At 38.5% G+C, this 19,090-nt stretch carries 18 protein-coding genes; 10 read left to right on the plus strand and 8 right to left on the minus strand.

The features are described 5' to 3' along the window. Positions 1 to 48: 48 nt before the first annotated feature. On the minus strand, positions 49 to 1,146 hold the full coding sequence (locus tag ACFIM8_RS00880) for a carboxynorspermidine decarboxylase (protein ID WP_375606224.1): 1,098 nt from the start codon (positions 1,144 to 1,146) through the stop codon (positions 49 to 51). A 166-nt stretch (positions 1,147 to 1,312) separates the two neighbouring features. Between ACFIM8_RS00880 and ACFIM8_RS00885 the strand changes: the two genes are divergently transcribed. The 7 genes from ACFIM8_RS00885 to mnhG all read left to right on the plus strand — a co-directional run bounded on the left by ACFIM8_RS00885 (position 1,313) and on the right by mnhG (position 8,090). Then, positions 1,313 to 1,822 carry a BA14K family protein gene (locus ACFIM8_RS00885; protein ID WP_375614350.1) on the plus strand — a complete coding sequence of 170 codons (510 nt, stop codon included), beginning with the start codon at positions 1,313 to 1,315 and terminating at the stop codon, positions 1,820 to 1,822. 216 nt (positions 1,823 to 2,038) lie between these two features. Next, entirely contained in the window at positions 2,039 to 4,960 is a 2,922-nt protein-coding gene (locus tag ACFIM8_RS00890) for a monovalent cation/H+ antiporter subunit A (RefSeq protein ID WP_375609970.1), read from the plus strand. After that, on the plus strand, positions 4,960 to 5,301 hold the full coding sequence (locus ACFIM8_RS00895; protein WP_375606071.1) for a Na+/H+ antiporter subunit C: 342 nt from the start codon (positions 4,960 to 4,962) through the stop codon (positions 5,299 to 5,301). Before ACFIM8_RS00890 ends, ACFIM8_RS00895 begins: the two co-directional genes overlap by 1 nt. Then, on the plus strand, positions 5,301 to 6,923 hold the full coding sequence (locus ACFIM8_RS00900) for a monovalent cation/H+ antiporter subunit D (RefSeq protein WP_375606070.1): 1,623 nt from the start codon (positions 5,301 to 5,303) through the stop codon (positions 6,921 to 6,923). Before ACFIM8_RS00895 ends, ACFIM8_RS00900 begins: the two co-directional genes overlap by 1 nt. Continuing rightward, the gene (locus tag ACFIM8_RS00905) at positions 6,920 to 7,405 is read left to right on the plus strand and encodes a Na+/H+ antiporter subunit E (protein ID WP_375606069.1); all 486 of its coding nucleotides are present in this window, start codon (positions 6,920 to 6,922) and stop codon (positions 7,403 to 7,405) included. The genes ACFIM8_RS00900 and ACFIM8_RS00905 overlap by 4 nt, the downstream gene beginning before the upstream one ends. Then, positions 7,402 to 7,683, plus strand: a complete 282-nt coding sequence (locus ACFIM8_RS00910) for a K+/H+ antiporter subunit F (protein ID WP_375606068.1) — start codon at positions 7,402 to 7,404, stop codon at positions 7,681 to 7,683. Before ACFIM8_RS00905 ends, ACFIM8_RS00910 begins: the two co-directional genes overlap by 4 nt. Beyond that, positions 7,680 to 8,090, plus strand: a complete 411-nt coding sequence (gene mnhG, locus ACFIM8_RS00915) for a monovalent cation/H(+) antiporter subunit G (protein WP_375614351.1) — start codon at positions 7,680 to 7,682, stop codon at positions 8,088 to 8,090. Before ACFIM8_RS00910 ends, mnhG begins: the two co-directional genes overlap by 4 nt. Before the next feature lie 8 nt (positions 8,091 to 8,098). Here the strand turns inward: mnhG and ACFIM8_RS00920 are convergent, their stop codons facing one another. The 4 genes from ACFIM8_RS00920 to ACFIM8_RS00935 all read right to left on the minus strand — a co-directional run bounded on the left by ACFIM8_RS00920 (position 8,099) and on the right by ACFIM8_RS00935 (position 11,061). Next, positions 8,099 to 8,491 (minus strand): MliC family protein, encoded by a 393-nt coding sequence (locus ACFIM8_RS00920; RefSeq protein ID WP_375606066.1) that lies wholly within the window; start codon positions 8,489 to 8,491, stop codon positions 8,099 to 8,101. Positions 8,492 to 8,508: 17 nt separating this feature from the next. Then, on the minus strand, positions 8,509 to 8,904 hold the full coding sequence (locus tag ACFIM8_RS00925) for an MliC family protein (RefSeq protein ID WP_375606065.1): 396 nt from the start codon (positions 8,902 to 8,904) through the stop codon (positions 8,509 to 8,511). A 416-nt stretch (positions 8,905 to 9,320) separates the two neighbouring features. Beyond that, a complete protein-coding gene (gene aroB / locus ACFIM8_RS00930; RefSeq protein ID WP_375606064.1) occupies positions 9,321 to 10,454 on the minus strand; it encodes a 3-dehydroquinate synthase in 1,134 nt (377 codons plus the stop codon). Next, complete coding sequence (locus ACFIM8_RS00935) at positions 10,429 to 11,061, minus strand: shikimate kinase (protein ID WP_375606223.1); 633 nt, start codon at positions 11,059 to 11,061, stop codon at positions 10,429 to 10,431. The genes aroB and ACFIM8_RS00935 overlap by 26 nt, the downstream gene beginning before the upstream one ends. A gap of 260 nt (positions 11,062 to 11,321) precedes the next feature. Here ACFIM8_RS00935 and ACFIM8_RS00940 point away from each other — a divergent pair, with 260 nt between their 5' ends. From ACFIM8_RS00940 to ACFIM8_RS00950, 3 genes are all read left to right on the plus strand, one after another. Then, positions 11,322 to 12,260, plus strand: coding sequence for a site-specific tyrosine recombinase XerD (locus ACFIM8_RS00940; protein WP_375606063.1), 939 nt, complete (start codon positions 11,322 to 11,324; stop codon positions 12,258 to 12,260). A 78-nt stretch (positions 12,261 to 12,338) separates the two neighbouring features. Then, the gene (locus ACFIM8_RS00945) at positions 12,339 to 13,295 is read left to right on the plus strand and encodes an acetyl-CoA carboxylase carboxyltransferase subunit alpha (protein WP_375606222.1); all 957 of its coding nucleotides are present in this window, start codon (positions 12,339 to 12,341) and stop codon (positions 13,293 to 13,295) included. A 40-nt stretch (positions 13,296 to 13,335) separates the two neighbouring features. Continuing rightward, the gene (locus tag ACFIM8_RS00950) at positions 13,336 to 14,085 is read left to right on the plus strand and encodes a L,D-transpeptidase family protein (protein WP_375606062.1); all 750 of its coding nucleotides are present in this window, start codon (positions 13,336 to 13,338) and stop codon (positions 14,083 to 14,085) included. A gap of 860 nt (positions 14,086 to 14,945) precedes the next feature. Here ACFIM8_RS00950 and ACFIM8_RS00955 read toward each other — a convergent pair. From ACFIM8_RS00955 to ACFIM8_RS00965, 3 genes are all read right to left on the minus strand, one after another. Further along, positions 14,946 to 16,007 carry a CobW family GTP-binding protein gene (locus ACFIM8_RS00955; protein ID WP_375614352.1) on the minus strand — a complete coding sequence of 354 codons (1,062 nt, stop codon included), beginning with the start codon at positions 16,005 to 16,007 and terminating at the stop codon, positions 14,946 to 14,948. A gap of 406 nt (positions 16,008 to 16,413) precedes the next feature. Then, complete coding sequence (locus tag ACFIM8_RS00960) at positions 16,414 to 17,511, minus strand: D-alanyl-D-alanine carboxypeptidase family protein (RefSeq protein ID WP_375609965.1); 1,098 nt, start codon at positions 17,509 to 17,511, stop codon at positions 16,414 to 16,416. A gap of 692 nt (positions 17,512 to 18,203) precedes the next feature. Beyond that, on the minus strand, positions 18,204 to 19,010 hold the full coding sequence (locus tag ACFIM8_RS00965) for a lysophospholipid acyltransferase family protein (RefSeq protein ID WP_375606059.1): 807 nt from the start codon (positions 19,008 to 19,010) through the stop codon (positions 18,204 to 18,206). Between the last annotated feature and the right edge of the window lie 80 nt (positions 19,011 to 19,090).

Below are 19,090 nucleotides of genomic sequence, written 5' to 3' on the forward strand. Positions count from 1 at the left end.
TCCATCTCCCTTTTTAATACTGTTGTATGACGTTTTTATGGTTGGTCTTTATGAAAGGCTTTCCTGATAGTCGTTATAGCTGAATTGGCGTTGAAGTATTAATGTACCATCGCACTCTTTGAGAACAATAGCAGGCATTGTAACGCCATTAAACCAGTTTTTCTTGACCATTGTATACCCTGCTGCATCCTGAAAAGACAGTCTATCGCCTATTTTAAGAGGTTTTTGAAATTGAAATGTTCCAAAAATATCGCCGGCAAGACAAGATTTTCCACAAATCATAATTTCGTGTGGTCCTTGATTGGGTTCTAATTTAGCATTTTCACGATAAATGAGAAGATCGAGCATATGTGCTTCAATTGAGCTATCAACGATGGCTAGATTCTTTTCATTATACAATGTGTCAAGAACACTGACTTCTAATGTGGTACTTTGGGTAATAGCAGCTTCTCCTGGTTCTAGAAAAAGAGTGACACCATGGGTTTCAGAAAATTGTTTTAAGCGTTTTGCGAAAGCTTCTAGAGGGTAATTCTCAGCCGTAAAATGGATTCCGCCGCCAAGGCTTATCCAGTCAACAGCAGAAAAAAGTTCTGCAAATTTTTCTTCCATATACCCAAGCATTTGGTTAAAAAGATTAAAGTCAGCATTTTCACAATTGTTATGGATCATCAATCCGTTGATAAGAGGCAGAACTTCTTTAATAGCGCTTTGGTTTGTTTCTCCTAAGCGGCTAAAAGGGCGAGAGGGGTTGGCAAGATCAAAATTTGATGCACTGATTCCTGGGTTTAACCTTAAACCTCTTTGAATGGTTTTTGTTGCATCAGAAAAGCGTTGGAGCTGTTGGATGGAATTAAAGATGATTTTATCTGCATAACCACAGGCTTCATCAATTTCATTATCTGCCCAAGCCACTGAATAAGCATGGGTTTCTTTGCCAAATTTTTCTCTTCCTAAACGTAGTTCATAAAGGGATGATGATGTGGTTCCATCCATGAACTCAGACATTAAATCAAAAACACTCCATGTGGCAAAACATTTTAAAGCAAGTAAAATTTTAGCTCTGGACATTTCCCGTAAACGAGAAATTGTTTGCATATTTTTGATGAGTTTCGATTTGTCTATAAGATAATAGGGGGTTTTTATCATCATTTATTCATTCTTTTTTGAAGGATCTTATTGCCAAGATCAACGTTTAGTACAAAGAGTAACAGAATGTCTCAAGAAAAAAGAATCTTAAGAAAAGAATCTGTTTCTGTCTAGCAAGAGAAAGGCTTTCTGTAATTACTGTTGTTTATTATGTTGAGTTTTTTTTATGAGTATGAAAAAAAAATTATATTATGCTTTAGCTTTTGTATTTGTTAGCAGTTTTTTCATTATAACAACCACTTTTGTTAATTGGGGGCAAAATAGAAGTGACGCTAAAGCCAAATTGGTTACTCAGACTTCTGTCCTAGATAGTTCGGTGCCTCTGATTTTTACGGGGCGTAGAGAGCTTAATGGTTTCAAAGGTTATCGTCATTATCGGCGTGGTTATCGTAAATACAGTGATAATTGGTGGTATCCTGAAGTGGCATTTGTTACATCACCACACTTAAGCACAAAAGGCGCATCATTAAAAGTTGTATCAGATGCTAAAAAAGTGTTTTTAACGTCTTCTTCGGAAAAATTAGAAAAAAAAGAGCCATGGATGCTTAAACAACACATTGAATCTTGCCGTGTACGTTATCGCTCTTATAATAAAAATGATAATAGTTTTCAGCCTTTTCATGGGGGGCGTAGGCAGTGTCTATCACGCTTTTTTAAAGGATTAGAAATTAAATAAAATTTTAATTGCTTCTTGTCGTGAGCGTTATTGTTCTTACAATAAAGAGAAGACTTGTGTGGTGCGCAGTATTTTCATGCAAGCATTGTTTTTTTTAAATTTAAATGCTTTTAAGTTTTATTAAATCTTATTATCATTAAGTGTAGAATGGGGGGTGAGAATATAAGTTTTTGTTTTGTCGATGACAAAATATTAAGGTAAAATGGAGTTTAAAGAATGACAACACGGGAAGCAATGTTGGTATTGCTCGTTTTGCTTCCCTTTGGTGGAAGTGCTGTCATTGGCTTTTTTCGTTCGACAGCAAAAAATAATGAAGCTTGGTTTGCTGGGGTTGTCGCACTTTTCTGTCTTATTTTTACAATAATGCTTTATCCGGAAGTTCGTGGAAACCACATAGTGCGTTTAGATATTTCTTGGCTTCCAGAATGGGGAAGCAATTTGATTCTCCGCATAGATGGTTTGTCGTGGCTTTTTTGCTTGCTTATTACAGGGATTGGGCTGCTTGTTGTCATTTATTCACGTTATTACATAGATCCAGCGGATTCTGTACCGCGTTTTTTTTCCTTTTTTTTGGCCTTTATGGGATCAATGATAGGAATAGTTTTATCAGGTAATCTCGTCTTTTTGGTTGTTTTCTGGGAACTCACCAGTATTTTTTCTTTTTTGCTGATCGGCTATTGGTACCATAATGCAAGTGCGCGTGAGGGTGCGCGTATGGCTCTAACGATCACAGGTTTTGGCGGCTTTGCTCTTTTTATTGGAGTTTTATTGATTGGGTATACTGTTGGCAGTTTTGATTTGGATAAGGTGCTACAGTCTGGAGATATGATCCGGTTAAGTTCTCTTTATAGTCCTATCCTTATTTGTATTTTATTGGGAGGGTTAACAAAAAGCGCGCAATTTCCTTTTCATTTTTGGCTACCCAACGCGATGGCTGCTCCAACCCCCGTATCGGCTTATTTGCATTCTGCAACAATGGTAAAAGCGGGATTGTTTTTGCTCGTTCGTTTATGGCCTGTGCTCTCTGGAACAGAATCTTGGTTTTGGCTGGTTGGCTTTTCAGGACTCTCAACTCTTCTTCTAGGTGCCTATTTTTCCATGTTTCAGCAAGACTTGAAAGGACTGCTTGCTTACTCGACTATTAGTCATCTTGGATTAATTACAACACTTTTAAGTCTTGGTAGTCCACTTGCATGTGTTGCGGCGATCTTTCATATGGCCAATCATGCTACTTTTAAAGCTTCTTTATTTATGGCTGCTGGCATTATTGATCACGAGACGGGAACACGTGATATGCGTAAACTGTCAGGGCTTTATCGTTCTATGCCTATTACAGCAACTCTTGCTTTAGTTGCGAGTGCAGCGATGGCTGGGGTTCCTTTGTTGAATGGTTTTTTATCGAAAGAGATGTTTTTTGCTGAAGCTGTTGAAACGCATATGGAATCATGGCTCGATTGGATTGCACCTTATGTGGCAACGCTGGCCAGTCTGTTTAGTGTGACCTATTCTATACGCTTTATTCATGGCGTTTTTTTAGGATCAAAGCCTGACAATTTGCCCAAGACTCCCCATGAACCACCGCATTTCATGCGTTTACCAATGGAGCTTTTGGTGTTTATTTGTTTAGCGGTTGGTATTTTTCCTAATTTAACAATAGGACCTATTTTAGATAATGCGGTCGTGTCTGTTTTAGGACCAATGACAATTCCTTATAGTTTGGCTGTTTGGCATGGGTTTAACACTCCATTAGTGATGAGCTTTGTTGCATTATTAGGGGGCGGATTGCTCTATGCTGTTGGGCATCGTTATTTTTTATCCTGTGATGATGGGGCTCCTTTTTTCCGTCACTTAAAAGGGCCGCGTATTTTTGAACGCATTCTCGTAATTATTTCTTGGAAATGGGCACGTGCGGTGGAGTCTGCTTTGTCAACACGCCGTTTGCAGATCCAATTGCATTGGATTTTTTGGGTCTGTTTTGCCTTTGTTGGTCTTTTACTTTGGTGCGATGGTTTCATTCCAGTGGGGACATTACCGCTTTTTCCACTTGATATTCCTTTTCTCGCTCTTTGGCTGGTTGGCGGATTATGTGCGCTTTTAGTGGCTTGGCGAGCAAAGTTTCATCGTCTTGCTTCACTTATGCTTTTAGGGGGAGCTGGTTTGATGACTTGTACAACCTTTTTATGGCTTTCTGCTCCTGATTTAGCAATAACACAATTGGTTGTTGAGGTTGTTACAGTCGTTTTATTATTGCTTGGTTTACGGTGGTTGCCTAAACGTTTGCATGACCCTGGGCCAGCTGCTGTTCATTTTTGGGTTCGCTTGCGTCGTTTCCGTGATTTCATCATATCCCTTGTAGGAGGTGCTGGTGTAGCATGGCTTTCTTTTGCAGTGATGACACGTCCTCAAGGTACGACGATTTCTGATTTTTTTCTAACACATGCTTACTCAGATGCTGGTGGTCGCAATGTTGTGAATGTGTTATTGGTTGATTTCCGTGGTTTTGATACCATGGGAGAAATTGTGGTTTTGGGTGTTGTTTCCCTTACTGTTTTTGCACTCTTACGACGTTTTCGTCCTGCGCCTGAGAGTATTGATGCGCCTTTTCAACAACGTATCCAGAAAGCCTTTGATATAGCACAGCCTAATCGAAATGTGGGAGATACAGTATTGAATTATTTAGCTGTTCCTGCTGTTATTATGGGTTGGCTCTTTCCGATTATTATCGCTTTTGCTATTTATTTATTCATGCGAGGGCATGATCTGCCAGGAGGTGGATTTGTCGGTGGTATTACTTTGGCTATAGGATTTATTTTACAATATCTTGCACGCGATATTCGGTGGGTGGAAACGCATTTGAGAGTTTTACCTTTGCGTTGGATAGGCTTTGGTTTATTATTGTCAGTCGTAACGGGGATGGGCTCTTGGTTTTTTGGATATCCTTTTTTAACATCCTTTTTTCGATATATTCATCTTCCGTTAATTGGGAAAGTTCCCATGGCATCTGCTTTTTTGTTTGATTTTGGTGTGCTTTCTCTTGTGTTAGGAGCAACTGTTCTCATTTTAATTGCACTTGCACACCAGTCAATTCGGAGTTACCGAATCGGTAAGAAACCTATTTTAAAAGAGAAGGAAAATTAATGGAAATTGTTCTTTCTTTGGGTATCGGTGTTTTTGTCGGATCAGGTATTTGGCTTGTTTTGCGTCCACGTACTTTTCAAGTCATTCTTGGTTTGTCCTTGATCTCCTATGGTGTTAATCTTTTTATATTTTCAATGAGTAGACCGCGTAGTAATGCTGCTCCAATTGTTGATTCTACCACTGTTATTAATCCAGCTAATTATGTCGATCCTCTTCCACAAGCCTTGGTTTTAACTGCGATTGTGATTGGTTTTGCAACAACAGCTTTATTTTTAGTTATCTTGTTGGTTTCACGTGGTTTAACGGGTTCTGATCACGTTGATGGACGTGAGGTGCAATAATGGAAATAGGAGTGCATCATCTCCTTATTTTGCCTATTCTTTTGCCGTTAACCACTGGAGCACTTCTTCTTTTTTATGATGAACGTCGTGCAAAACTTAAATCATTCATCAGTCTTTCTTCTGCGGGACTGTTGGTTGTTACTGCCATTTTATTGATTATACATACTCTTGAAATAGCACCGGCTTGCGATGTTTATCGACTTGGTAATTGGCCGTCTTCTTTTGGAATTGTTTTAGTCCTTGATCGCTTAAGCGCTATGATGCTTTTACTTTCCAGCTTGTTGGTGACTAGCGTGTTGGTTTTTGCGCGGGCTCATTGGTACAAAGCTGGCTCTCATTTTCAGTCACTAATGCAATTTTTTATGGTGGGGATAAATGGTGCTTTTTTGACTGGCGATTTATTTAATTTATTTGTGTTTTTTGAAGTTATGTTAACGGCTTCCTATGGGCTTGCTTTGCATGGTTCTGGTCAGACACGCGTGCGCGCAGGATTGCATTATGTTGTGGTTAATCTTGTTGCTTCATTATTTTTTTTAGTTGGTATAGCGCTCATTTATGGAGTCGTTGGTACTCTTAATATGGCCGATTTGGCTGTTAAAATAAAATATATATCTTCTACAGATATTGTTTTATTCGAAATAGGTGTTGCACTTTTAGGTATTGCTTTTTTGCTTAAAGCGGGTATGTGGCCGCTTAATTTTTGGTTGGTGCCAACTTACAGTGCAGCAGCAGCGCCTGTTGGAGCTTCTTTTGCAATTTTGAGCAAGGTTGGTATTTATATTATCTTACGTTTAACGTTGCTATGGTTTGGTCCTGAAAGTGAATATTTTAACCATTTTGGTCATACGGTTTTGTTTTATGGTGGGCTTGCCACTATGATTGTTGGTTTTATTGGGGTATTGGCGAGCCAAGTTTTGGTGCGTTTGGCAGCTTATAGTGTGCTTGTTTCTTCTGGTACATTGTTGGCTGCGATCGGGATAGGCAATGCAGCACTGACAGCAGGCGCACTTTTTTATATTGTTTCTTCAACTTTAGCACTGGGAGCTTTTTTTCTTTTGGTAGAGTTGGTTGAACGCTGTCAAGATGTGGCTGCTAATGTTCTTGCTGTCACAATGGAGGTGTATGGTGACGATGAAGAGGAGGAAGAAGATGAAGTTGGCATCTATTTTCCAGTAACCTTGGCAATTCTTGGAGCTTGTTTTGGTATCTGTGCCATTTTGATTATTGGATTGCCGCCTTTTTCTGGTTTTGTTGCTAAATTTATGATGTTCATGGCAATTTTAAATCACAGTAGAGAGGATTTTTCTGCCTCTCTACCGGTTTACCAAGATTGGCTTTTTATAGTTTTTGTCACTCTCTCTGGTTTTGCGGCTTTGATTGCATTGACACGAACGGGTATCCGAACTTTTTGGGTTTCTCTTGAAGGGCGTATTCCCCGTGTGCAAGTGATAGAATTTGCGCCTATTGCCGCTCTCCTTGCTTTGTGTTTTCTTATAACAATTGTAGCCAGTCCTGTTAGTCATTATATGTCTGAAACTGCTAAGACTTTGTATGAACCTCAAAACTATATTAGGAGCGTTTTAACGGATTTTTCTCTCGAAAATAGGGAGGTGAGTAAATGAATCGTTTTTGTCCTTCCCCTTTTTTCAGTGGTGTCATTGTCCTTATGTGGCTTATTTTAAATGGTTTTAGTTTAGGGCAATTGCTTTTAGGGATTTTAACCGCTTTGTTTTGTGGTTGGATGATACGGCTTCTGGAGCTGGAGAAGGCTGTTATTAAAAGCTGGAGTGCGGTTTTTCGTCTCGTTTTTCGAGTATTTATAGATTCTATATTCTCAAATGTTTCGGTGGCTTGGTCTGTTTTAACAAAAAGGTCTCGAGAGCAGAAATCTGGTTTTATTGTAGTACCTCTTCTGCTTCATAATCGCACTGCTTTGGCTATTTTAGCATGCATCCTTTCGGCAACCCCTGGAACTGCTTGGGTTGCCTATAATAGTAAAAAGGGTGAACTTTTGCTTCATGTCTTAAATTTAAAAAATGGATATGATTACAAACAGTTGATCAAACAACGGTATGAGCAATTGCTTTTGGAGATTTTTTTATGAGTATGGTGATTCTTTATTGGGGGCTTTTCTTTTCACAGTTTTTTTTAAGTTTAGCGGTGATTTTTGCGCTGTTTCGGTTGATTCGTGGTCCACGGGCGCAGGATAGAATTGTTGGTTTGGATGCCCTTTATATAACCACTATTCTTTTGTTTCTTACATTCGATATTCGTTCAGGAACAACCACTTATTTTGTCGCAGCTCTCATTATTGGATTGTTGGGATCTGTCTCAAGCATCGCTTTGGCGAAATTTCTTATGCGGGGGGAGATTATTGAATGAAAGATGATATATCGCTTGTGGTTGCTATTGCTATCACAGTTTTCTTAATATTAGGGTCTGGATTGACATTGATCGCAACGATAGGTTTGGTGCGTTTTTCCAATTTTTATAAGCGTTTGCATATGCTTTCAGTATGTACGAGTTGGGGCGTTGGTAGTATTCTTATTTCTTCATTTCTTTATTCAATATTTGTGGACCATTATTTTGTTTTTCATGAAGTTTTGCTGATGTTTTTTTTGTTTTTAACAGCACCGGTAGCTTCTATGTTGCTTTCACATACAGCAGCTTATCGACATCATTCAGAAGAACAGTCAGAAAAACCGCTGGCTCTTTTATTACACCAGACGGAGGAAAAGTTACCCACGTCAGAAGGAACATCAAGAGATGAGAGCCAGCGCGGTTCTTGAAATCTTCTTTATTCTGTGCTTTTTTCTTCTACACAGTGGATGGGTTTTTCTTCTTTTGGATCATTAATAAGATCGTAAAATATGGCTTCATTTTTAGTTATCCACCAAATGTATTGACCACCCACATATTTTCCTCCAGAAGCGGCAATTACATTAGAACCAACGATGCGCTTACCGTTCCATTTTAAATCAACAAGCGCAATATTGCCAGCATTATGATAAGTTGCCTCAACATGCTCTTTACTTGTTCCCATGTCGCATTGATAGGAGACGGTCTCTGTTGTTGGTTCTGGATCATCTGGTACTTCAATGACTAAAGAACTTGCTAATGCATTAATTGAACCGAGGAGTAAAACACTTAAAGTAATGAAAAATTGTTTAGTAAAAGAAATTTTTTTCATAATATTTCCCGTATTATTTAAAATAATAATGTTGACTCATCTTTACAGAGGATAGGTTTTTTTTCTTCTGGATCCTGAGCAAGGTCATAAAGCGTGACTTCTTTGTTCTTCTCCCACCAGATATACTGAGCTCCTGCAAATTTTGCTCCTGTTGCCGCGATGACATTAGCAGCAATGACACGGTCACCGTTCCATTTGAAATCAACCAACGAAATATTGTCAGCATTAAGATAGACTGCCTCTACGCGCTCTTTACCTGTTCCAGTATCACATTGATAGGTAATGGTCTCTGTTTTGGGCTCTGGATTGTCTGGTACTTCAATGATTAAAGAACCAGCTAAGCTATTGTTTGAGCTGAAGAGTGATAAACTTAAAGCGGTGAAAAATCCTAAAATGTGCAAAGTTTTTTTCATGATGCTTCCCTATATTCCTAATATTGTGCACAAAGAATAATTTGACTGATACGATGGTGTCTACGGCAGGATTCGAACCTGCGACCCCAGGATTCATACCACTTCGATTTTCACCGCCAGCCTTATTGGCTGTTTGTGGTCTGGACTGTCTCTTCACCTTGAAGCTTTTGCTCTTTAGGTGCTGCCCGTTCAGTCTCTACACCTTTCTCTCATTTGAAAAGAGACTTGGCTCGGGATTGGCATATAGTCGCCCATGAAGCTTTCCCCGAATTTGAGCAGATTCACTTTGAGGATTTCTCCTCAAAGTGCCCAATTTCTTTAGGAATCCTGTGCTCTATCCTACTGAGCTACGCAGACATCATCATATTTAATCTTTAATAGAAGTATAAAAACGAATCAATTATATTCAATATGAATTAACGAATTTCTGTTAATTTTTGTTCCAAAAAGGATAAAACTGCATCTGGTGAAATATTTTTTGCAATAAATGATTGGCCAAGTCCGCGTGTTAAGATGAAAGTCAAATTGTTTTGCGAAACTTTTTTATCTTGGGCAATGAGAGTCATTAAAGTTTCAGCATCTGGTAGAGGCCCTGGGATATCCTTTAATTGTGTAGGCAATCCTATAAATTTGAAGTGCGCTTCAATGCGTTGTGTAAGCGTGGGGCTTATTAAATTTAATTGAGCAGAAAATTGATGAGCTAGAATCATCCCAATTGCTACACTTTCGCCATGGATTAAACGGTTAGAGTCATAAGCGGTTGCTGTTTCAAGCATGTGTCCAAATGTATGGCCGAGATTTAAGAGTGCGCGCTCTCCGGTTTCGTATTCATCGCGTGCTACAATGTCAGCTTTAAATTGGCATGAGCGAACAATGGCCTCTGTTCGCATAGGGCCATTAGAGAAAATTTTCTGCCCATTTTTTTCAAGCCACTCAAAAAAGTCAGGTTGGTTAATGAGACCGTATTTTACTATTTCTGCGTAGCCAGCGCGAAATTCGCGCGGCGGCAGGGTATCAAGAAGACACGTGTCAGCAATAACGCATTGTGGTTGATAAAAAGCACCGATAAGATTTTTGCCATATTGGTTATTGATTCCAGTTTTTCCACCAACAGAGGAATCAATTTGTGCAAGAAGCGTTGTGGGCATTTGAATGAAGTTCATACCACGGCGGATTATACTTGCTGCAAATCCTGCTAGATCGCCAATGACACCACCGCCAAAAGCAATAACACAGTCGCCTCTTTCTAAACGCGCAGCAAGAATTTGATCGATGACAACTTGCAGGGTTGAAAATGATTTTGATTGTTCTCCCGCTTCTACAATAATAGGGACAGTATGAATTTTATTTTTTGTTAATTCTGCTTGCAATATCTCCAAATAAAGGGAGGCAACATTTGTATCTGTAACAAGTGCCAAGCGCGTTTGATGAGGATCTTTTTTGTTAAGAGCATGTTTAATCTGTGAAGCAGCTTGTGTAATCAGACCCGGACCAATGATGATATCGTAACAGTGTTTGTCCAGTTTAACAGTGACGGTTTTGGTTTGCATGCTGGTTATCCCTATTGTTAATTTCTGTGTATAGGTAGTGCTGTACGGATCGTATAACATTTTGTGCTACAGTATGACGGCTTTCTTTATGACTGTTAATTGTTAAGTTTGCCTTTGCATAGATAGGATAACGCTGTTCCATGAGTTTTTGCATAGTTTCTTTAGGATTGGCTGTTTGAAGCAGGGGACGTGTTGGGTGTTTTGAGACACGTTGCATGAGGATATCAAGATCGACTTTTAGCCATATGGATATACCATTTTGGTGAATGGCTTTTCGGATATTTTCATTTATGTAGGCACCACCACCTGTTGCTAAAACAAGGGGACTTTTTTTCATGAGGTTTAGAATAACACGCTGTTCAAGAGCACGAAATTCGGATTCACCATAAATTTCAAAGAGTTCCGTGATTGTCATTTGTGCAGCTTTTTCAATTTCTTGGTCAGAATCATAAAAAGGTAAACGAAGCATGGTGGCGACGCGTTTTCCGATCACTGATTTTCCTGCCCCCATAAGACCAACAAGGACAAGTGCTCTTTTATCAAGGGACGATAAGAGCTGATTCTTTATTTGTGTTATGGGGACGCGTTTTTGTCGATTGCTTTTCATAACTTTATTTCGGCATTTATCCATCTTAAAGTCAATTCCTGTTAATCTTTGTGAGGCATAATACGAGATAGAATATTTTTGGGTAGGTTATTGTCTTATGCCAACATTGACTAGATTTTTGATGATTCTTTTCATTTTGCTTTCTGTTCTTTTCATTATAATGGGTGCTCTTGTGGTTTGGGTTGAACCAGTAACTGTGGATATGTACATTGATGTTCCTTTGGATTCATGGAATCTTTCTACGGGAGCGAATCAATGAAATGAAAAGTGATGCTGTGATAGATCATTTTCTTGAGATGATGAGTGCGGAGAGAGGGGCTTCGCCTCATACGCTTGCGGCTTATCAGCATGATTTGCAGTGGGCACAAGACGAATTGTCTTCACACTCTGTTTCGCTTTTTTCAGCACAAAAAGAAGATTTAATTACCCTTTTGTCGCTTATGCATACTTTTGGTTTTGCGGCATCGTCGCAAGCGCGCCGTTTATCGACTTTGCGTCAGTTTTATCAATTCCTTTATGCTGAAGGGTTGAGAGCAGATGATCCCTCTCATGATATTGATGCACCTCGTCAGGGGCGTCCTTTGCCCAAAATCATGAGTGAAGATGCAGTGATAAAATTGCTTGATTTTGCGGAGTTAGAAGTCAATCAAGCAGACTATGGGTCCAAAGGTTATTTCCGTGCACTGCGTCTTCAGCTATTGATTGAAATGCTTTATGCAACAGGGTTACGTATTAGTGAGTTGGTGAGTCTGTCGGTTCAGTCTGTTCGAAGGAAAGAGTACAGCGTTTTGGTTCGTGGTAAGGGCAAAAAAGAACGAATGGTGCTGTTATCAAAAAAAGCATGCCAAGTTCTTTCACAGTGGTTAAATTTGCGTGATCAGGGAAAGGATGCTACGAGTTCTTATCTTTTTCCGGCGCATTCCGAGACAGGATATATTGCTCGTCAAGTCGTTGCACGGGAGTTGAAAAATCTCGCTAGAAGAGCAGGGATAGGAAGTGATAGCTTTTCTCCCCATGTGTTGCGTCATGCTTTTGCTAGTCATCTTTTGCAAAATGGTGCTGATTTGCGTGCTGTTCAACATTTGTTAGGTCACTCTGATATTGCTACTACTCAGATTTATACCCATGTGTTGGAAGAGGGACTTTATCGTTTAGTCAATGAGCATCATCCACTTGCCGATGAGCAAAAGGCTCGTTAAAGAAAAGGTGATGTTTTTGAAAAAGACTTTATAAAGCAAATTATAAGTGTATAAGTGACACTGAATGAGTTGACACAAATGTATAATTATCTTGATTTTGAAAAACCAGTTGCTGATCTTGATGGGAAAATTCTTGAATTAAAAAAAATTTCTCAGGAAAAAGGCAGTCTTGATATGAGTGACGAGATTGCTCGTCTTGAAACGCGTTCCCAAACAGCGTTGCGCGATATTTATAAAAAATTATCGCCGTGGCAGAAAACACAAGTTGCTCGTCATCCGGATCGTCCCCATTTTATGGACTATTCTAAACGCCTATTGAGTGACGTTACGCCTTTGGCCGGAGATCGCAAGTTTGCTGAAGATGAGGCTATTCAAGCGGGGTTTGCACGCTTTAAAGGTGAGGCCATTGCTTATATCGGTCAAGAGAAAGGTCACGATACGCAAACACGTTTGCGCTATAATTTTGGTTCTGCACGTCCAGAAGGCTATCGTAAAGCTGTACGTATTATGGAAATGGCTGACCGCTTTGGTTTGCCACTCCTCACTTTTATTGATACAGCAGGTGCTTATCCTGGGGTAAGCGCTGAAGAACGTGGGCAAGCGGAAGCAATTGCTCAATCAACAGCTACAACTTTGCGTTTGAAAGTTCCTGTGGTTTCCGTTGTTATTGGAGAAGGCGGTTCTGGAGGGGCGATAGCAATCGCGGCTGCCAACAAAGTTTATATGTTGGAGCACGCAATTTACTCTGTTATTTCACCAGAAGGAGCAGCTTCTATCTTATGGCGTGATCCAGCTCGTGCAAAAGATGCTGCAATGAATATGCGTATTACCGCTCAAGATTTGTATCGCTTAAAGATTATTGATGGCATTATTTCGGAACCTTTAGGGGGAGCGCATCGTGACAAAGAGATTGTCATTGATGCAACGGGTGATGTTATTTCAGAGGCTTTAAAAGCTATGGCTGGAAAAGATGGTCAAGTGCTTAAACAAGAGAGAAGGGAAAAATACCTTCAAATTGGTCGATCTCTAACATAGGTTATTTTTTGTGAGGGGTGTTGGATTGGAGTTTTATTCGATGACATTTAGCAGATTCCTCGCTGTGTGTGTGTTGTTTGTAATGGGACTATTGACAGCATGTGAAGGAAGATTACCAGCCTCTATTCGCGCTAAAGTTGAGCAGCCATTGCCGCAAGAAATCAAAAATAGAATGGTTCTGTATGATATAGATCCCTATGCACCGATTATGATGCGGTTTTTTAAGGAAGAAAATCTTGCTGAAGTTTGGAAGCAATCTCGTTCAGGACCTTTTATATTGGTTGCTCGCTATGGCATTTGCAAATGGTCTGGTAAGCTTGGACCTAAATATAAAGAAGGGGATCTTCAGACACCAGAGGGTTTTTATACTATTAGCGCAAACCAAATGAATCCTTATTCAAAATATTATCTCTCTTTTAATATAGGATTTCCTAACCTGTATGATCAGGAAAATGGTCGCACAGGAAGCAATCTTATGGTGCATGGTTCTTGCTTTTCCGCAGGTTGTTATTCTATGAGTGATAAGAACATGGCTCAGATTTATGCGTTTGCACGGGATGCTTTTAAAGGAGGACAAAGAGAGTTTCAGTTGCAGGCTTTTCCTTTCCGCATGACCGAGGATAATATGTCACGTCATAGCAAGAATCCTCATTATCAATTCTGGGTTATGCTTAAGAAAGGTTATGATTTTTTTGAAAAAAATCGTCAACCTCCAACTGTTGAGGTTTACGGAAAACGTTACGTTTTTAATCGCGATATTGATAAAACTTCAGTTTCTCTAATGCAGTGAGTGTTATTGTATCCTACAGCACCGTAAACACTATCACTTAATAATGGTGATACAGGATATGCAAAAACTTTGCACATAAGGTTTTTAAGTGAGTAGTCAATATTTTAAAGCGCAGAGTTTTTTCATAGAGCTTTATGTAAGTAAATCATATGAAGTGGGAAGCCAAGAGGAATTTTCTCAAGGAAGTTGGATTGTTTGCACATCGTTACTGGTCTCAACCTTCGTTTGAGTAAGTTAACATGAAATGTACCTCTCTTTTTATTCTTTTATGCTGTGAAATATTGTCTTGTCGTGCTGTTATAAGATACATTCACATATTTTAAAATGCGATATTGCCTCTGTCTGATTTTGGTTTTTTTCTTAACAGGGATTTTGATTTCAATTAGCTTGAATAAATATAGAGTTGAGCAGAATATTTTAGAACCAAGAATTTGGCCAATCGGTCTGTGAAATGAATCACATGAAGTTATTTGCAGATGAAGCGCATTTAGAGAGAAAACAATCTGTTTTCAGATTGATGGGTATTAAATTTTTTATCGTAACAATTTGATTTATAATGATAATTTAGTGTTTTCAAGTCAAATTAGAGCCCTGAATACCGTAAGATTTTCTCATTTCAAAGCTGTTCCATGTTGAATAAATTAAAACCATTTGCTTGCACGTTACAAGCGGGGATCGCTGCGTGGGTGAAATTGTACAAGTAAGACTAAAATGCTTTTTACAAACCGTTTTAAGTGCCAAGAGCTTGTTTCAACATTGGGAATTAGCAAAGTGTGTAATGGTGCCGGTTTGCTCCTTTAAAAGCATAAAGATGGTGGTGCCAATGAATTTAATGTTATATCATTGAAGGGGCGAAAAAATTAAAATTTTATTCCTGGAATGACCAGAGGATTTTCTAAGAGAGCTGTTTTATCTGCAGTATCTATTGCTGGTTTATTAAAAAAAGCATTGAGGAGCTTTTGTATTGCTTCTTTTTCAACACTATCGGCAATGATGACAAAACGTGTTTGTTTTATTCCTTTTGGCCATGCTGGCAATCTTATGGGAGGATGAAAAAATGTTTGTACGCCATGTAATACAAGTGGGCGATAAGGGTCATCACGCAATGCGATAATTGCTTTAATACGTAATAATTTTGTACCATAGCGCTCTTGTAGGAGATCTAAAAAAGCTTCAATTGTGGCGTAATCAACAGGATCCTCACAGTTTAGTGAAAAGGTACGAATGGTTTTATGGGGGGTATGATCATGTGGGGTAGTCGTAAGATTTTGTTTAAGTTTTGTATTTTCTCCTTTTTCATCCCATAATGTGTTATTTATTAATAGATTTGAACAGAAATCTTCAGAATGGGCGTCAATGATTTGTGCTGTGGGATTCATTGTTTTAAGTGTGCTAAGGAGTGTATCTGAAAGCGTTTGTGGGTCTCTAAGATCTGTTTTGGTGAGAATGATTTTATCAGCAAATATTAATTGTTTATATATTTCAGGGTAGCGCTTACATATGGAAAGTGGGCTTAATGTATCAAATGTTGCAATAACAGCATTTATGGACAATGTTTGAATAAACAATGGGTGGCTTAAAAGTATTTGTAAAATAGGGGCGGGATCAGCCATCCCTGTGGTTTCAATGATAATATGATGGAGTTGTTTGATCTGTCCTGTCTGAACGCGATTTATTAAATCAATTAATGTGTCGATGAGATCACTGCGTAAATTGCAACATAAGCAACCATTGGCAAGCTCAATAATTCCTTCTGTCGTTTTTTCAACCAGAAGGTGATCAATACTGATTTCGCCGAATTCATTGATGATAACAGCACATTCTGTTAGAAGAGGGGCTTGTAGCATACGGTTAAGCAAAGTTGTTTTGCCAGAGCCTAAAAAGCCCGTAATAAGCGTGAGAGGGATGCGCTTTATTTTCATGTTAATCATCAATCATAGTTTTGTTTTTAAAAAATATATCTCAGTATGTCGAACCAATTTATAATGGTGTCCGTGAGGGATATAATGGTTAATCCCCCATGAAATCTATTGTACCACTATCTTTACGCTTATAAAGATAGGTGCACGTGGGTATATCATACACTTTTTAGCGTCAATGTTATGATAATTCTTGGTTCTTGAAAGGATTTATAGGAAGGATTTTTATTCCTTGTTTTAATTATTTTATCTACATGTTCATCCATCTTGTGGCGCGCAAGAGACTGGTTTTATTGATTCAACAAATACAGATTTGAAATGAGAGAATCTTACAATACTTGCGGGTCTGACATAAGGTACAAAATAATTAATTATCATTATAAATCAAAGTATTATAATTAATTGTAGATTATGATTTATGGCTTTTTATAGAATGGTTTGCGTGCTTTTTATACGGAATATAGGGTTTTCTTAGTGGTTTTACTGTCATTTTAGGTGCTTGTGGCGTACGAATGAGGTGTACTGATAAAGGATGAGAAAAAGAAGGTGGAGCAGTGATAAAAGGTGAGGTGAGAATAATATTTCCTTGATCATCATATGAATTTGCATGCATTTTTATGGCTTCAGGTGTGCATGTTTGTTGTCTCATATTGTTGGCTTGTGTTATGTTGCTCCCATAAGGTTTTAATGTTGCTAGTGTTAATTGGGGGCTTCCTTGGTGCAAAAATCCTATTTCAAGAAGTTGTGCAGCTTTTTCTTCTCTTTCGCTTATGTTGTTAGCACCTAGAATGACAGCAATAATTGTACGTTTATTGCGGGTGGCTGAGGCAACAAGATTAAAACCAGAGGCACAGATAAAGCCTGTTTTCATACCGTCTATCCCATAAAAACGGCCAATGAGGTTGTTTGAATTATGCTGAATTTTTCGATTATTACCAAAATCAATGGCTGGAATAGAAAAATAATGAGCATATTGTGGAAATTCTCGACGTATTTGAACGGCTAAAAGAGCAATATCGCGTGCCGTGGAGTAGTTTTGAGGGTCTGGTAAACCACTTGCGTTTGCAAAATGGGTGCCAAACATGCCTAAACGTTTAGCTTCGCTATTCATTTTACGTACAAAATCTTTCTGTGAACCTGCAATGGCTTCACTCATGGCAATAGCTAAATCATTGGTAGATTTAACCATGGTGATACTTAAGGCTGTATCAAGTGTGAGTACAGAACCAGCTTTATAGCCTGAACGATATGAGGGAGCTTTTGCGGCGTATTCGCTGATGGTGATATGTTTGTTTGGTGAAACTTCTCCTCGGCTCATGGCACGAAAAATAACATAAGCGGTCATTAATTTTGTCAAGGAAGCAGGATACCAACGCTCAAAAGCTTGATTATGTTTTAAGATACGCCTCGTTGTAACATCAACAGAAATAAAAGGCTGCGCTAGAGCGACAGCGCTGGATAAACTCAAAATCACAGAAAAAAATAAATTATAGAAGAGACGTTGCATTAATTTAAATCTAGTTCCCTCTTATTCGTTATTTAGAATTGTTTTAATGTAGCACACAAAGCTTTTAAGTCTAGGATAGGGAGGAAAGATGGTTAATTGCTGTATCCGTTGTGTCTGTGGGATAAAAACCAACACTCATTTTTATTTTCCCCTTGAATTTGGTTTGATGACTTAAGTATCTCAAGAAATACTTTTTAAATAATGAAGATTGTACAAGATTTCATGTTCTTGGAGGGATTGAATTTCTCAGAAAAGAATGAATCTGCATAATCATGCATTTTTCTTGCTCTCCTGTTAGGATAGCCCTTGGCACTTGAGACTGTTCGTAAAAAGCATTTTAATCTTTTCTTGTATCGTTTTATTCACACAGATATCCCCGCTTGTAATGTGTAAGAAAATGATTCTAATTGATTCAACCTAGAATAGATTTGAAATGAGAGAATCTTACGGTATTCAGGGTTCTCATTCAAGTTGAATAACGCTAAAACATCCTTATAAGTCAATGAGATGTATGTTATTTAAATGATTTTAAAGAGAGGAAGAATTCTTTTCCAAAAAAATTTACACATTGATTATTTCTTATCATGTACATGTGTTTTATAATTTTGAATTAGAAAGTTTGAAGTATCTTTCTTATATTTTTGTTTCTTATACTCCGCTCAATATACAAAGTGATACACTATTCTTATCAATCAGTGCATTGTTTCATGATGATTTAGTTTTTGAAGTTTCTGAACAGCGTATGGTGGCATAGGAGGAGGGCTAGGATCTTGAGCTGCTAAGAGAAGCAGTTCATCACACGCTTTTTCAGTTTTTTGGACAAGTTGATCTAGAAAATCACGTTTGCTTAAACCTGCCTCTATCGGGGGAAGAATACGGACACGAATTGTTCCGGGATAGCGGCGAAAATTATTGCGTGGCCAATATAAACCCGCATTGTGTGCAATAGGAACAACTTGAAGTCCTAATTCATTATAGAGCGCGACAATTCCTGACTTATAATCTGGTTTTTGACCGGGTTGTCGGCGTGTTCCTTCGGGAAAAATCAAGATTTGGCGCCCTTGTTTTACTTTCTCTTTTGCTTTTTGTATAACCATTTTTAAGGCTTTGATGGGGGTTGTACGGTTAATGGGGATAATTTGTGTTTTTGCCATATACCAGCCAAACAATGGAATCCACATCAATTCACGTTTTAAAATGAGAGTGGGATCATCAAAATAGGGAACAAGACTGAAAGTTTCCCAAGCCGATTGATGCTTTGGAGCAATGATATAGGGTCCTTTGGGAAGATTTTCTAAACCTTCAATCTCATAACTTGTGCCTGCGATGTATTTTTGCAAAAAGAGTGTAACGCGTGCCCATGTTTTAGGGACAATCCATGCCTTTTTGCGGGGCATTAAAAAATAAACGGGAGCGTAAAGAATCATTTGTATGAAAGTTGTTGTATAAAAAGCGAACGTAAAAAGAATAGAACGAAGGATAAGCACTACATTTTCCATTTTATATCTATAAGAAGACTTCATATATAATATAATTCACATGAGAAAACATCTTCTTTATGTTTTTTCAAGCATCTATT

Origin of the sequence: Bartonella sp. AC535YNZD (assembly GCF_042196625.1) — a bacterium.
GTDB lineage: Bacteria > Pseudomonadota > Alphaproteobacteria > Rhizobiales > Rhizobiaceae > Bartonella.

Coding starts and splice junctions, on each gene's coding strand:
- ACFIM8_RS00880 (WP_375606224.1), bottom strand. CDS start 1,146: ATGATAAAAACCCCCTATTATCTTATAGACAAATCGAAACTCATCAAA.
- ACFIM8_RS00885 (WP_375614350.1), top strand. CDS start 1,313: ATGAGTATGAAAAAAAAATTATATTATGCTTTAGCTTTTGTATTTGTT.
- ACFIM8_RS00890 (WP_375609970.1), top strand. CDS start 2,039: ATGACAACACGGGAAGCAATGTTGGTATTGCTCGTTTTGCTTCCCTTT.
- ACFIM8_RS00895 (WP_375606071.1), top strand. CDS start 4,960: ATGGAAATTGTTCTTTCTTTGGGTATCGGTGTTTTTGTCGGATCAGGT.
- ACFIM8_RS00900 (WP_375606070.1), top strand. CDS start 5,301: ATGGAAATAGGAGTGCATCATCTCCTTATTTTGCCTATTCTTTTGCCG.
- ACFIM8_RS00905 (WP_375606069.1), top strand. CDS start 6,920: ATGAATCGTTTTTGTCCTTCCCCTTTTTTCAGTGGTGTCATTGTCCTT.
- ACFIM8_RS00910 (WP_375606068.1), top strand. CDS start 7,402: ATGAGTATGGTGATTCTTTATTGGGGGCTTTTCTTTTCACAGTTTTTT.
- mnhG (WP_375614351.1), top strand. CDS start 7,680: ATGAAAGATGATATATCGCTTGTGGTTGCTATTGCTATCACAGTTTTC.
- ACFIM8_RS00920 (WP_375606066.1), bottom strand. CDS start 8,491: ATGAAAAAAATTTCTTTTACTAAACAATTTTTCATTACTTTAAGTGTT.
- ACFIM8_RS00925 (WP_375606065.1), bottom strand. CDS start 8,904: ATGAAAAAAACTTTGCACATTTTAGGATTTTTCACCGCTTTAAGTTTA.
- aroB (WP_375606064.1), bottom strand. CDS start 10,454: ATGCAAACCAAAACCGTCACTGTTAAACTGGACAAACACTGTTACGAT.
- ACFIM8_RS00935 (WP_375606223.1), bottom strand. CDS start 11,061: ATGAAAAGCAATCGACAAAAACGCGTCCCCATAACACAAATAAAGAAT.
- ACFIM8_RS00940 (WP_375606063.1), top strand. CDS start 11,322: ATGAAAAGTGATGCTGTGATAGATCATTTTCTTGAGATGATGAGTGCG.
- ACFIM8_RS00945 (WP_375606222.1), top strand. CDS start 12,339: ATGTATAATTATCTTGATTTTGAAAAACCAGTTGCTGATCTTGATGGG.
- ACFIM8_RS00950 (WP_375606062.1), top strand. CDS start 13,336: ATGACATTTAGCAGATTCCTCGCTGTGTGTGTGTTGTTTGTAATGGGA.
- ACFIM8_RS00955 (WP_375614352.1), bottom strand. CDS start 16,007: ATGAAAATAAAGCGCATCCCTCTCACGCTTATTACGGGCTTTTTAGGC.
- ACFIM8_RS00960 (WP_375609965.1), bottom strand. CDS start 17,511: ATGCAACGTCTCTTCTATAATTTATTTTTTTCTGTGATTTTGAGTTTA.
- ACFIM8_RS00965 (WP_375606059.1), bottom strand. CDS start 19,010: ATGGAAAATGTAGTGCTTATCCTTCGTTCTATTCTTTTTACGTTCGCT.